Source organism: Hyphobacterium sp., assembly GCF_043584775.1.
In the GTDB taxonomy this organism is placed as follows: domain Bacteria; phylum Pseudomonadota; class Alphaproteobacteria; order Caulobacterales; family Maricaulaceae; genus Hyphobacterium.
Window position 1 is genome coordinate 1,399,054 of the sequence record NZ_CP121327.1, and the last position, 13,589, is coordinate 1,412,642.

A 13,589-nucleotide genomic window follows, 5' to 3' on the forward strand; every position below is an offset into this window, starting at 1 on the left:
TCACTCCTAGCAGAGCCTGCCCGAAAAGGTCAGGCGAGGAGAATGGATGTCCACATCAAAATCATCCAGCCAAAGCCCAGAATGGCAGCAGCAGAAGTTGCGTCAGCAAGAAGTCGTCTCATAACCAGCTCCGTTTCGTTCGTTCTGGTTATGTTCTTTCATGTTTTGTTCTCATTGCCAAGAAGTTTTTAGTTAACGTCGAAAAGCCGTGACTAAACAGGCACCTGAAAGGAAACGAGCTTGCCGTTTTCGAGGGTCAGCACGCGGTCCATGCGTTCTGAAAGGCCGATATTGTGGGTGGCCACCAGCGCCGCTACGCCCTCGTCCCGCGCCGCCGACCGGAAGCTCTCGAACACGGCATCCGAGGTTTTCGGATCGAGATTGCCGGTGGGCTCGTCGGCCAGGATCAGCTTGGGATTATTGGCGAAAGCCCGCGCAATCGCGACACGCTGTTGTTCGCCACCGGAGAGTTCTGCCGGCCGGTGCGTCAGCCGTTCGCCGAGGCCTAGCGCGGTCAAAAGGCGCCGGGCTTCCGGCATGGCCTTATGCCGTAATTCGCCATGGATCAGCCGCGGCAAGGCGACGTTCTCGAGCGCATCGAATTCCGGCAGCAGATGATGGAATTGATAAACGAAGCCCACATAATTGCGGCGCAGACCCGTGCGGACATCATCATTGGCATTGACGGCATCCACGCCGGACAGGGTGACACTGCCCGCATCCGGTGGCTCCAGCAGACCCGCAATGTGAAGCAGAGTGGATTTGCCCGAGCCTGACGGTCCGATCAGGCCGACAATCTCGCCCGGCTTGAGATCAAGATTGACCCCGCGCAGGACCTTCAGATCCTCGCCGCCCGACTGATAGGTGCGCTCGACATTGCGCAGGGAGAGCACGGCATCACTCATAGCGCAATGCCTCCACCGGATCGAGACGCGCGGCGCGCCAGGCCGGCGGGAAGGCCGCCAGCAAAGCCGAAAGCAGACCGAACAGGACCGCAAAGCTCACCTCACCCGGATCAATCCGAGCCGGCAGGCGCGTCAGGAAGTAGACTTCCGGGTTGAATGGATCGACACCGGTGACGAGCTGAATGAAGTTCTGGATATGCTCGATATTCAAAACGAACAGGAATCCCATCGCGGCGCCGGATAAAGCGCCGACGGCACCGATCATCAGTCCGATGATCAGAAATACGCGCATCACGGAGCCGCGCGTTGCGCCCATGGTGCGCAGGATCGCAATGTCCCGTCCCTTATTCTTCACCAGCATGATCAGTCCGGTGATAATATTCAGCGCCGCGATCAGGATGACGACCGACAGGATCAGGCGCATGGCAAAACGTTCAACCTGAAGCGCCTGATAGAAGGCCAGGCTTTGATCGCGCCAGTCAAAGATCGATACGCCATTGCCGACCGCCTGACGCACGCGCACCATGGTGTCATTGATCTCGACCGGGTCTTCCACCCTCGCCTCGATGGTCAGCGGGCCGTCCTGGGCAAAGAACAAAAGGGCCTGCTCCAGCGGCATGAAGGTCACGACCTGATCGAATTGATGAACGCCGACGGTGAAGACACCCGCCACCGTGTAGGCTTTGCGCCGGGGCACGGTTCCGAACGGTCCCGATGACCCATTCGGTGCCAGCAGCGTAATCTCGTCACCCGGAACGACGCCCATGCGCGAGGCCAGTGCCCGTCCGATCAGGATATTGTCGCCGCCATTATTGCCCACGCCGAACGTATCGAAACGCCCGTCAATCAGGCCATAGCGTTGCTCTCCGCTGGGCGGGGAAGAAATCCGGGGGATATTGGCGATGTCGGACGGTTCAACGCCAACGACTTGTGCGCCTACGGTTTCACCATTGGCGGTAAACAGCGCCTGCCCTTCATAGCGCGGCCCGACATTCAAAATACCGGGAATGCGCTCCAGATCGCGCTGGATTTCGTCAATTTCCGGCTCGGTCAATCCGCGCACATCAACATAGACATGGCTCTGGGCCCCCAGGAGCTGGCTCAAGAGCTCGTAGCGAAAGCCATTCATGATGGAGAGCACGATGATCAACGCCGCCACGCCCAGCATGATGCCGAGGAAGGAGATGATCGCGATCAGGGCGATTCCGCCCTCCTTGCGCCGGGCGCGCAGATAGCGCATGGCGATGACAAATTCGAACGGCGCAAAGGGCCGCGCGCCACCCAGCCGGGTCTCAGCCATTCGTGAATGATCCTTCCGCAAGCCGGTTGATGGCATCGTCCAGAGAGAGCTCGTGCTTTTCTCCGGTCCGACGCACCTTCACTTCTATCTTGCCCTCTTTCAGCCCCCGGGGGCCAATGACCAATTGGTAAGGCAGGCCGATCAGATCCATGCGCGCAAACTTGGTCCCTGCCCGGTCCGCCGTATCGTCCAGCAGCGGTTCCCGGCCGGCTTTGGTCAGCGCGGCATAGGCCGTCTCACACGCGGCGTTGATGTCGTCATCATCGGCCCGCATATTGATAATGCCGACGCCATAGGGTGCCACGCTGTCCGGCCAGATAATGCCGTCATCGTCATGGCTGGCCTCGATAATGCCGCCCATCAGACGCGACACCCCCACGCCATAGCTGCCCATATGCACCGGGCGTTCCTTGCCATCGGGATGTGCCACCACGGCTTTCATCGGCTCGGAATACTTGGTGCCGAAATTGAAGATATGCCCCACTTCGATCCCGCGTGCCGAGAGGCGCTTGTCTGCCGGCACGTCGGCCTCGAAGCGCGCCGCGTCATGCATTTCCTCGGTCGCGGCATAAAGCGCGGTGCGCTGATCGACCAGCGGCTGGAGGTCGCCGTCGAAATCCACGTCCAGGCCCGGCGCACCCATCTCGACGAGGTCGGCGTGACAGAAAACCTCGCTCTCGCCGGTTTCGGCCAGAATGATGAATTCATGGGAGAGATCACCGCCAATGGGGCCGGTATCGGCGCGCATCGGCACGGCCTTCAATCCCAGACGGGAGAAGGTGTTGAGATAGGCCACGAACATGCGGTTATAGGCCTTGCGGGCGCTGTCTTCGTCCAGATCGAAGGAATAGGCATCCTTCATCAGGAATTCGCGGCCGCGCATCACGCCGAAACGCGGGCGGATCTCGTCGCGGAACTTCCACTGGATATGATAGAGCAGCTTCGGCACGTCCTTGTAGGAGCGGCAATAGGCGCGGAAGATCTCGGTGATCATTTCCTCATTGGTCGGACCGTAAAGCAGATCGCGCTCATGGCGGTCGACAATGCGCAACATTTCCTGGCCATAATCGTCATAGCGGCCGCTCTCGCGCCACAAATCAGCGGGCTGCAAGGTCGGCATCAGCATCTCGGCCGCCCCTGCCCGGTCCTGCTCCTCGCGGACAATCTGCTCGATCTTGCGCAAAACGCGATGACCCAGCGGCAGCCAGGCATAAATGCCGGCAGCCTCCTGACGGATCAGGCCCGCGCGCAGCATCAGCCGGTGGGAAACAATCTGGGCGTCCGAAGGCGTTTCCTTCAGAACGGGGATGAAATAACGGGAAAGGCGCATGGGTGGAGTTCCGCAAAGGTCTGAATTTCGACTCTGACGCTTAACCGGGCTTGGCGGACGGAGCAAGGCGGTTGCGCGTCATTGCAGGTAGCCGGGTGTTGCTTGAGCGCAAATTCTGGCATGCCATGCCAGAGGGGAAGAAATGTCCGAATTTCCGCGCAATGATCTTGAAACGGCGATGCTGCAGGCGGCAGATGACCCTGTTGCCCGGCCTGATTTCTATGCGGCGCTGTTGCAAGCCAAAATCTACGTCATCGGGGATGTGAGCACGGACCTTCCCGAAGGCGAATTCCGGATATCCGAAGGCGATACGATATCGCTCGCCAATTTCGAATTCGAGGATGGCCAGCCCTACATCCCCTTCTTCACGTCGCTTGATGCGCTGAATGAAGCCGTGTCCGGCGAGACGCCCTATCTGTCGATTGGCACGCGCGAATTGCTCGACTCCACGCGCGGCAATTTTCTGGTGCTCAATCCCGGTCAGGATATCGCCAAGGAATTCACGCCAGAGGAGATTACCCATCTTCTTGATGGCACGCCCATTTCCGGAACGGGTGAATACCGGCTGGACGATGATACCGAAGTCCAGATCGGCCAGCCGGCGGATGAGCCCGTTGAGTTGATTGATGCACTGACACGGCTTTTTGCGCGCCATGGAGCCGTCAAGCGCGCCTTTTATGCGCAAATGCTGGTCGAGACCCAGGACAAGCCGCTCAGCCTTGTCGTGGCTCTGGATGCCGACGGCAATATGGACCGGCTGATCCGCGAAATGCAGATGGTGATCCCCGATACCGCGCCGGAGGGCCTGCCGGTCGACGTTGTTCTGATGGGGCAAGCCGACAGCCTGGTGGATGAATACTTCCGGTCAGCCGAGATTGCGCCCTTCTATGAACGCAGCTGGGGCCAGCGCCTGCGAGGTTTTTTCGTACGCGGTTAGGCGTCCCAGGCGTGTTCGTCGGGAATGAAGGGGATGTCGTTCAGCGAGATCAGCTGGAATTCCAGAACCACAAACAGCACCAGCCATATGATGGCGGCCGTGACGGTCGTGATCCACGCCTTGCTTTTGAAATTGGCCGCAACCGGCGCGCCGGCCTCGGTGCCGTCAATGATCTCGCCACTCTCGGCCTGTCCGGTGATACCGAATGGCAAGACGGCAAACAGCGCGATCCACCAGACAATGAGATAGACGACCAGACCAGTCACAAAATCCATTCCCTCGCCCGGACGGATCAACTGAAACAGCCAGGCCAGAGCCGCAATGGCGACGACCGCAATCTGGGCCATTTTCAACGGTTTCATCGGGGCTCCTGCATCAACTCAACCAGTACACCATGCGTATCCCTGGGGTGAACAAACACCACTGGCACACCATGAGCGCCGATATAGGGCTCTCCGGTGCCCAGAATAGTCGCGCCGCTGGCCTGCATGGCATCGCGGGCCGCGACGATGTCCGCCACTTCAAAACAAAGGTGATGCTGGCCGCCCTTCGGATTCTTTTCGAGGAATTTGTTGACCGGGCTTTCCGGACCAAGCGGCTCCAGCAATTCAAGCTCGGTATTGCCGGTATTCACAAAGCAGACCTTCACTCCCAATTGCGGGAAATCCTTGATGTCGGTCACATTGTCCAGCCCGTAGAGCGCGCCATAGGTGTCGCGTGTCGCGGTAATGTCCGGTGTCGCGATTCCGATGTGATTGAGACGTCCGACTTTCATTTCATCTCTCCTCAGGCGGTGAGTACCATAATATCGACCTGGGGCTTTTTACCCCAAAGATAGTTGAGTTCGCGGCGGACACCCCGGCGCACCATTTCCTCGACTTCCGCTTCATCACAGCGATCACGCCGCTTCATGCGGTCAAAAGCGGCTTCTGCTGTTTCGCCAATCAGATCCAGCCATTGTTCTTCGGATCGCTCACGGGTTTCCGGAAGGCCCATAGCACGCACATCGGGACCGGAGATCAAGCCGCCCTGCCCGTCAATCACCATGGCAACGGTAATATGCCCGGCATAAGCCATGGAACGGCGCTCGCGAATGGCCGGGTTTTCAGCCTCGGTCAGCAGATTCCCGTCGACATACAGGCGGCCGGATTTGACCTCGTCCACCACAGAGGCGCCGTCCTTTGTAATGCGGATCATGTCACCATTACGGCCCGGCAGGGCGTGCGGCACCTGCAGGGATTTCGCGAATTCGGCATGTTCCACCAGATGCCGCCGCTCGCCATGGACCGGAATGGCAATACGCGGCTTCACCCAGGCATACATCTGGCGCAGCTCGTCGCGGCACGGATGGCCGGAGACATGAACATGCCGGTCGCGCTCTGTGATTATGTCGACGCCGCGTTCGGCCAGCTGGTTCTGCAGCTCGAAAATGCCGGCCTCATTGCCCGGAATGACCCGCGAGGAGAAAATCACGGTATCGCCCGTCGTCAAATTGATGGAGCGGTGATCGCCGCGAGCCACGCGGGACAAGGCGGCGCGGGGCTCGCCCTGGCTGCCGGTACAGAGATAGAGAATCTTCTCGGCCGGAAAGTGGGCCGCGTCATCCTCATCCACGAAAGGTTTGGCATTCTTCAACATGCCGACGGCCTTGGCCGCTGCTGCCATGCGATGCATGGACCGGCCTGCCAGACAGACCCGGCGGTCATTGGCTTCAGCGGCTACGATCGCCGATTCCATGCGCGCGACATTGGAAGCAAAGGAGGCAATCGCGACGCGGCCTTTCAGCTCGCCAACCAGTTCGATCAGATTTTTGCGAACACCGGCTTCGGACCCGGATTCCCCTTCGGTGAAGACGTTTGTACTGTCGCAGACCATCGCCAGCACGCCCTCTTCGGCAAGAGCGGTCAGCGCATTGATGTCGGTGGCTTCCCCGATCTGGGGTTCGGGATCAATCTTCCAGTCACCCGTATGCAGGATCAGGCCTTCCGGTGTCCGGATGGCGAGGCCATTGGGTTCCGGAATGGAATGGGTCAGCGTGACAAAGCTGATATCGAAGGGATCCAGATTGATGTGTCCGCCCATCGGCACGACATTGACGATGGCTTCCTTGTGCAGGCCCTTTTCCTTCAACCGGTCGACCATCAGCCATGCGGTAAACGGCGTGGCGTAGATCGGGCAGCGGAAGCGTTCCCACAGATGGGCGACGGCACCCATATGGTCTTCGTGTGCATGTGTTAGAATGATGGCCAGCAGATCGTGCGCGCGTTCCTCGATGAAATCGGGATCCGGCATGATGATATCGACGCCCGGCGTGGTCAGGTCCCCGAAGGTGACGCCGCAATCGACCATAATCCATTTGCGGTTCTCTTCCGGCCCATAGCCGTAGAGATTGAGGTTCATGCCAATTTCGCCAGACCCGCCGAGCGGCAGGAAGTAAAGCCCGTTATCGTTTGCCATTATCGGGCCCCACCGCCATTCAGACGCCAGACCTCGAGCAGGCCGCGAATGGTCATATCGGAATCAAAATGATCAATTGACCGGGCCGCGCCTTCAAAGAGCGAGGCAACCCCGCCGGTCGCGATGACCGTCAATTCCTCAGGATATTCCTCGCGCGTGCGGCGCACGAGGCCGTCAATCAGCTCCACATAGCCCCAGAAGACACCCGATTGCATGGCGGATACCGTATCCTTACCAATGATGTGTTCCGGTTGACGGATTTCGATGCGTGGCAGGCGCGCTGCGGCCTCGTGAAGGGCTTTCATCGACAGGTTCACGCCCGGCGCAATAATGCCGCCCTCGAACGCACCGTCGCTGGACACAACATCAAATGTGGTCGCCGTGCCGGAATCGATGAGCAGCAGCGCACCCTCATATTTTGACCGGGCACCGAGCGCGTTCACGAGGCGGTCCGCGCCGGCTTCCTGCGGCTTGGGCAAGCGCACCTGAACGCCGAGTTCGACATTGGGCTCGCCGATGATCAGGGGCTCCGCCCCGAGATAACGGCGCGAGAGATTACGCAGATTGAACAGGGCTTGCGGCACGACGGTTGAAATGACACAGGCACCGATATCGGCAAAGGTCAGGCCATTCATTTCCATGATCTGGCTGAGCCAGACAGCGTACTCATCCGCCGTGCGCGTGGAATGGGTCGCGGTGCGCCATTGCGCCCGCCAATCGTCGCCGTCATGCACGGCGAACAGCGTGTTGGTGTTGCCGCAATCGATTGCAAGAAACATGAGGAGTGGTCTAGCCCAAAGCCCCAGGGAAAAATACGTCTCCCGCTGAAATAAGGCGCGACTGGCCGCCGGCGAGCTCGAGCTTCAGCGATCCATCCGCCGCAAGGTCCGTGAACACGCCTTCCAGCGTCTCGTTTTCCAGACGCACAAGACAACGCTGCCCGACACCATGCGCGCGCGCCAGCCATGCCTCCCGTATCGGCGTGAAGCCTTCCCTCGCCCAAACGGACCGCCAGTGTTCAAACCGCTCGACCAGAAATTCAAGCGCGGTGGCCGGATTGATAGATGCTCCCAGGCTGGCAAGGCTCACCGCAGGGCGCTCGGGAATGTCCGGCGCCGCCATGATATTGATGCCGATCCCGACAACCAGCTGCACGACCTGACCGGGCGCATCGGCGGATTCCAAAAGAATGCCGCAGACCTTTTGACCGTCGATCAGGACATCATTCGGCCATTTCACCTTTGGGGTATGATCTGCAAGCGCCGACTGACAGACTTCGGCCGCAGCCAATGCGGCGGCGAAGGACAATTGCGCCGCCTCCCCCGGCATGCACTTGAGCGAATACAGTCCCGAGCAATAGAGATTCCGGCTGAGGTCCGCCCATGCACGGCCGCGGCGCCCACGACCGGCGGTTTGCCGACGCGCGGCGATCCAGAGGGGCCCGATCTCACCAGCCCTGAACCGGCGGCGGGATTCCTCGTTTGTGGAGTCAATTTCGTCCAGCCATTCGATCCGGACGCCCGATGCTGTCATCTAGAGCAGTCCGAAACCGGCACCCTGCGCGAGTTGGTATAGCAGAGGCACAATGACGATCAGCACCAGGGTTGCGATACCGGCGATATTGGTGATCCAGGCGGTTGTCGCGGGCGACCCGACGAATTTCACGATCGGATCGGAGAACCACATCACCCGCACAATGCGCAGATAGTAATAGGCCGCTACGACCGAAAAGAGCACCAGAGCAATCGGCAGAAGAACCAGACCGGCCTGCAGCGCGGCATAGAGAATGAACAGCTTTCCGAAGAAGCCGACGAGGAATGGCAAACCGCCGATGGAGAACATGGCGCCGGTCATGGTCCAGGCGAGCCCCGGATGGGATTGGGCCAGGCCTGCGAGGTCCTCGACCTGCTCGACCATGCCTTCACTCGTGCGCATGGACAGGATCACGCCGAACGCCGCGATCAGGCCGATCACATAGAGGATCATGAAAGCGAGAAGCGCCCACAAACCAATCTGTGTGCCGGCGGCAATGGCGACAAGCGCATAGCCCATATTGCCGATGGAGGAGTAGCCCATCAGGCGTTTGATATTGTTCTGGGTGAGCGCGCCGAATGCCCCCACGGCCATGGACAGGATCGCAATCGCGGTAATGACCTGCTGCCATTGTTCCGTCATCGCGCCAAACGGTTCCATCAGGATGCGGGCCAGCAGGATGATGGCAGCAAATTTGGGGGCCGTCGCAAAGAAGGCCGTCACCGGCGTGGGCGAGCCCTCGTAAACGTCGGGCGTCCACATGTGGAAGGGCGCGGCTGAAACCTTGAAGGCCAGACCGCAAATGATGAACACCAGTCCGAAGAGGAGGCCGATGGAGACCTCGCCAGAGGCGGCAGCGACCGCAATTTCGTTGAAGCCGGTCGCGCCGGTAAACCCGTAAACCAGCGAGGCGCCATAAAGGAGCAATCCGGAAGAAAGCGCGCCCAGCACGAAATATTTGAGACCCGCTTCCGAGGCCCGGAGGCTGTCGCGGTTGAAGGCGGCCAGCACATAGAGCGCCAGCGACTGCAGCTCGACCCCCATATACATGGAGATCAGATCGTTCGCCGACACCATCATCGACATGCCCAGTGCGGCCAGCGCGATCAGGACGAAATATTCAAACTTGGCAAGCCGCTCGGCCTTCAGATACGGCACCGCAAACAGCAATGCGACCGCAGCCGATCCGAAGATCGCGACCTTTGAGAACAGGGCCAGAGGATCGAACACAAAGGCGCCTGCAAAGGCCTGTCCGCCTTCAGACGGCACAAAGAAGGCAGCAACCAGTCCGGCAACGACCAGCAGGCCGGCCGTCAACGGCGCGACAAAACCGGCCGCCTTGTCGTGATCCTTGACGAAAACGCCAAGCATCAGAAGCGCCATCGCCCCGATGGCCAGAACCAGCTCCGGAGCGAAGAGTGAGTATTCAGCGGTGAGCGTTGAAAGGTTCATCGCTTCGGTCCCTACTGTGCGCCGGCGGCAAGGGCCGCCTGATAATTGGAAATCAGCTGCTCTACCGAGGCCGCGGTAACATCCGTGATCAGGGTCGAGAAGAAGCCGAGGACGATAGTCGCGATGATGAGCGGCATGAAGATCGCCCATTCGCGGACATTCATGTCATTGATCTCGGCCAGCTTCGGATTGGTCAGGTCACCGAGCACCAGATTGCGATAGGCCGTCAGCATGTAGACCGCTGACAGGATCACGCCGACCGCGGCGCCTGCGGCTGCCCAGGTCGAAACCTGGAATGTACCGATCATGGCCATGATTTCGCCAACGAATCCGGATGTGCCCGGCAGGCCGACATTGGCCATGGTGAACAGCGCCAGCACGGCCGCATAGACCGGCATACGATGTACGAGGCCGCCATAGAAGGCGATTTCGCGCGTATGCATCCGGTCATAGATCACGCCGACCGCAAGGAAGAGCGCGCCGGAGATGACCCCGTGCGATAGCATCTGGAAGATTGCCCCCTGCACGCCCAGTTCGGTCATGGCGAACAGGCCCATCGTCACCAGCCCCATGTGAGCGACAGAGGAATAGGCGATCAGCTTCTTGATATCGGTCTGCCGGAAGGCCACCAGCGACGTGTAGATGATCGCAATAACCGACAGAACGAAAACAAGCGGTGTGAAATAGGCCGTCGCATCCGGGAACATCGGGATGGAGAAACGCAGGAATCCATATCCGCCCATTTTCAAAAGGACACCGGCCAGAATGACCGATCCCGCCGTCGGCGCTTCCACGTGAGCGTCCGGCAGCCAGGTGTGAACAGGCCACATGGGCATTTTCACAGCGAAACTGGCGAAGAAGGCCAGCCACAACCAGGTCTGCACTTCCGCGGCGAACGGCGTGGTCAGCAAGACCTCGATATTCGTCGTTCCGGCCTGCAGATACATATAGACCATGGCGATCAGCATCAGCACTGAGCCAAGCAAAGTGTAGAGGAAGAATTTGAACGACGCATAGACCCTGCGAGCGCCACCCCATACGCCGATGATCAGGAACATCGGGATAAGGCCGGCTTCGAAGAAGATGTAGAACAGCACCAGATCCAGCGCGCAGAACACGCCGATCATGAGCGTTTCCAGGATGAGGAAAGCGATCATGTAGTCGGCGACGCGCTTCTCGATCTTCCAGCTTGCCAGAATGGCGATCGGCATCAGGAAGGCGGTCAGCAGGACAAACAGGACGGACAGGCCGTCCACGCCCATGCGATAGCCCATGCCGAGTTCGGTGAACCATGGCACGTATTCGACCAACTGGAAGCCGGCGACCTCCGGATCGAACTGGAACATCATCACAATCGACAAGGCGAAGGTGACGAGCGTCGTCAGCAAGGCCACGCCGCGCGCATTCTTCTCGATGAAGGCGGAGTCCTCGGCACGCGAGAACATCTTGAACAGCGTGATAACGAGGGCGCCAGCCAGGGGCGCAAAGGTTACGGCAGAGAGCATCTATTCGCCTCCCGCGCCGGTCATGGCCCAGATGGTGAGTGCCACCACCCCGATCAGCATGACAAATGCGTAGTGATAAAGGAATCCGGACTGGGCTTTCGACAGGCGCCGGGCGGCGGCCATGGCCGAAGCGGCAAAGCCATTGGGACCAAAACCGTCAATGATGCGGCGATCGCCCACTTTCCAGAACAAATCGCCAAGCGCGGCGGCCCCGCGAACAAAGACGAAATTGTAAAGCTCGTCGAAATACCACTTGTTCAGGAGGAAGCTGTGCAGCGGACCTTTCCGCGCGGCCAGCTGCGCTCCGAAACCGGCATGGCGCACATAGAGGAACCCGGCCAGCACAAAGCCGAAAGCCGTCACAAAGAGCGGCGTCCAGAGCACCCAGGTCGGCGGATGGTGGCCGCCATGGTGCTCGCCCTCTTCACCGTGATCGCCTTCTCCGGCGTGAGCCGCGTCGTTACCGTGGGCTGCGTCGGCGCCATGATCGGCTGCCGATTGCGACGGCGCATGGGCATCGCCCTCACCCACTGCCGCATCCAGCGAATCTGCTTCCAGTTCGGAATGGCCGGCCATGACTTCGTCGGCGAGCGAGGCGCGGTATTCATCACCGTAATTGCCTTCGGCATATGGGCCGGCCGGCAGGGAATCTTCCCAGAAAGTGAACGCATTCTGGCCCACAAACTGGTTCTTGAAGGCAACGCCGGCAAACAGTGCGCCAACGGCGAGCAGGACCAGCGGGATCATCATCACAGGCGGGCTTTCATGCGCGTGATCAATGACTTCTTTCTCACCACGGAACTTGCCGTGGAAGGTCATGAAGATCAGACGCCAGGAATAGAAGCTGGTCAGGCCTGCCGCGATGACGCCGATCCAGAAGGCGAACATGCCGAAGGCGACGCCGTCCTGGCCCATCATGAAGGCTTCTTCGATGATCATGTCCTTGGAGTAGAACCCGGCGAAGCCGATCGGCGTGCCCGGAATACCGACACCGGTCAGCGCCAGCGTGCCGATGATCATCAGGAGATAGGTTGCGGGCAGCACCTTGAACGTGCCGCCCATTTTCCGCATGTCCTGCTCGTGATGCAGGCCATGAATGACCGATCCGGCGCCGAGGAAAAGCAGGGCCTTGAAGAAGGCGTGCGTGAACAGATGGAACATCGCCGCGGAGTAGAGCCCGAGGCCTGCCGCAAAGAACATGTAGCCGAGCTGTGAACAGGTCGAATAGGCGATGATGCGCTTGATGTCGTTCTGCACGAGGCCGACGGTGGCCGCATAGAGCGCCGTTGTCGCGCCGATCACCGTCATGAAGGCCGAGGCCATGGGCGCGGCTTCAAACAGCGGGTAACAGCGGCAGACAAGAAAGACGCCAGCCGTCACCATGGTGGCAGCGTGGATGAGTGCGGAGACCGGCGTCGGGCCCTCCATCGCGTCCGGCAGCCAGACATGCAGGAAGAATTGCGCGGATTTGCCCATCGCACCGATGAAGAGCAGGAAGGCGACCAGTTCGATCGCATTGTATTCCATGCCCAGGAAGCTCCATGTCAGCGCAGACATGCCCTCCACATCGCTGAAGACGCTGTCGAAGCTGATGGATCCGAAGATCGCAAACACCGCCATGATGCCGAGCGCGAGGCCGAAATCGCCCACGCGGTTGGTCACGAACGCCTTGATGGCGGCATTGTTGGCGGATTTCTTCTTGTACCAGAAGCCGATCAGCAAATAGGAGGCCAGCCCCACGCCTTCCCAGCCGAAGAAGAGCTGGAGGAAATCGTCGGCCGTCACCAGCATCAGCATGGCGAAGGTGAAGAGGGAGAGATAGCTGAAGAAACGTGCCCGATGCGGGTCGTCGCTCATATAGCCCCAGGAATAGACGTGGACGAGCGAAGAAACGCTCGTCACCACGACCAGCATGACCGCCGAGAGCGTATCGAGGCGCAGCGACCAGGTCGCCTGGAAGTCGCCAATGCTCATCCAGGTAGCGAGCGGGATGGTGCGGACGTTTTCGGCGAAGATGACGTCGTAGAAGACCCAGGCCGACAGGACGGCGGAAAGGATCAGCAGGCCGGTGGTGATTACCTGAGCGGCGCGATCGCCGATGAAGCGCTGGAAGAGTCCGGAGACCAGAGCGCCGACCAGCGGGCCGAAGACGATGAGGATCGGTGCCATG

At 59.9% G+C, this 13,589-nt stretch carries 12 protein-coding genes; 1 reads left to right on the forward strand and 11 read right to left on the reverse strand.

Annotated elements, in window-relative coordinates; all coding sequences use genetic code 11:
• Nucleotides 1-212: 212 nt before the first annotated feature.
• From P0D52_RS06905 to proS, 3 genes are read right to left on the reverse strand one after another with little or no spacing between them, the layout of a single operon-like run.
• Nucleotides 213-905, reverse strand: a complete 693-nt coding sequence (locus tag P0D52_RS06905; RefSeq protein ID WP_394694685.1) for an ABC transporter ATP-binding protein — start codon at nucleotides 903-905, stop codon at nucleotides 213-215.
• Complete coding sequence (locus P0D52_RS06910; protein ID WP_394694686.1) at nucleotides 898-2,205, reverse strand: lipoprotein-releasing ABC transporter permease subunit; 1,308 nt, start codon at nucleotides 2,203-2,205, stop codon at nucleotides 898-900. The genes P0D52_RS06905 and P0D52_RS06910 overlap by 8 nt, the downstream gene beginning before the upstream one ends.
• Nucleotides 2,198-3,535, reverse strand: a complete 1,338-nt coding sequence (proS, locus tag P0D52_RS06915; protein WP_394694687.1) for a proline--tRNA ligase — start codon at nucleotides 3,533-3,535, stop codon at nucleotides 2,198-2,200. Before proS ends, P0D52_RS06910 begins: the two co-directional genes overlap by 8 nt.
• Before the next feature lie 142 nt (nucleotides 3,536-3,677).
• Between proS and P0D52_RS06920 the strand changes: the two genes are divergently transcribed.
• A complete protein-coding gene (locus P0D52_RS06920; protein WP_394694688.1) occupies nucleotides 3,678-4,472 on the forward strand; it encodes an enhanced serine sensitivity protein SseB C-terminal domain-containing protein in 795 nt (264 codons plus the stop codon).
• Here P0D52_RS06920 and P0D52_RS06925 read toward each other — a convergent pair.
• Genes P0D52_RS06925 through nuoL form a run of 8 tightly spaced genes read right to left on the reverse strand, consistent with a single transcriptional unit; the run spans nucleotide 4,469 to nucleotide 13,588 of the window.
• Complete coding sequence (locus tag P0D52_RS06925) at nucleotides 4,469-4,834, reverse strand: DUF1467 family protein (RefSeq protein WP_394694689.1); 366 nt, start codon at nucleotides 4,832-4,834, stop codon at nucleotides 4,469-4,471. The genes P0D52_RS06920 and P0D52_RS06925 overlap by 4 nt on opposite strands.
• Nucleotides 4,831-5,247 (reverse strand): methylmalonyl-CoA epimerase, encoded by a 417-nt coding sequence (gene mce, locus P0D52_RS06930; RefSeq protein WP_394694690.1) that lies wholly within the window; start codon nucleotides 5,245-5,247, stop codon nucleotides 4,831-4,833. Before mce ends, P0D52_RS06925 begins: the two co-directional genes overlap by 4 nt.
• Nucleotides 5,248-5,258: 11 nt before the next feature.
• Entirely contained in the window at nucleotides 5,259-6,929 is a 1,671-nt protein-coding gene (locus tag P0D52_RS06935) for a ribonuclease J (RefSeq protein ID WP_394694691.1), read from the reverse strand.
• Nucleotides 6,929-7,708, reverse strand: a complete 780-nt coding sequence (locus P0D52_RS06940; RefSeq protein WP_394694692.1) for a type III pantothenate kinase — start codon at nucleotides 7,706-7,708, stop codon at nucleotides 6,929-6,931. The genes P0D52_RS06935 and P0D52_RS06940 overlap by 1 nt, the downstream gene beginning before the upstream one ends.
• A 10-nt stretch (nucleotides 7,709-7,718) precedes the next feature.
• Nucleotides 7,719-8,462 carry a biotin--[acetyl-CoA-carboxylase] ligase gene (locus tag P0D52_RS06945; protein WP_394694693.1) on the reverse strand — a complete coding sequence of 248 codons (744 nt, stop codon included), beginning with the start codon at nucleotides 8,460-8,462 and terminating at the stop codon, nucleotides 7,719-7,721.
• Nucleotides 8,463-9,914: an NADH-quinone oxidoreductase subunit NuoN gene (nuoN, locus tag P0D52_RS06950; RefSeq protein ID WP_394694694.1), complete on the reverse strand. Its 1,452-nt coding sequence runs from the start codon at nucleotides 9,912-9,914 to the stop codon at nucleotides 8,463-8,465.
• An 11-nt stretch (nucleotides 9,915-9,925) separates the two neighbouring features.
• Nucleotides 9,926-11,419 carry an NADH-quinone oxidoreductase subunit M gene (locus P0D52_RS06955; RefSeq protein ID WP_394694695.1) on the reverse strand — a complete coding sequence of 498 codons (1,494 nt, stop codon included), beginning with the start codon at nucleotides 11,417-11,419 and terminating at the stop codon, nucleotides 9,926-9,928.
• Nucleotides 11,420-13,588, reverse strand: a complete 2,169-nt coding sequence (gene nuoL, locus P0D52_RS06960; RefSeq protein WP_394694696.1) for an NADH-quinone oxidoreductase subunit L — start codon at nucleotides 13,586-13,588, stop codon at nucleotides 11,420-11,422.
• Nucleotide 13,589 lies beyond the last annotated feature (1 nt).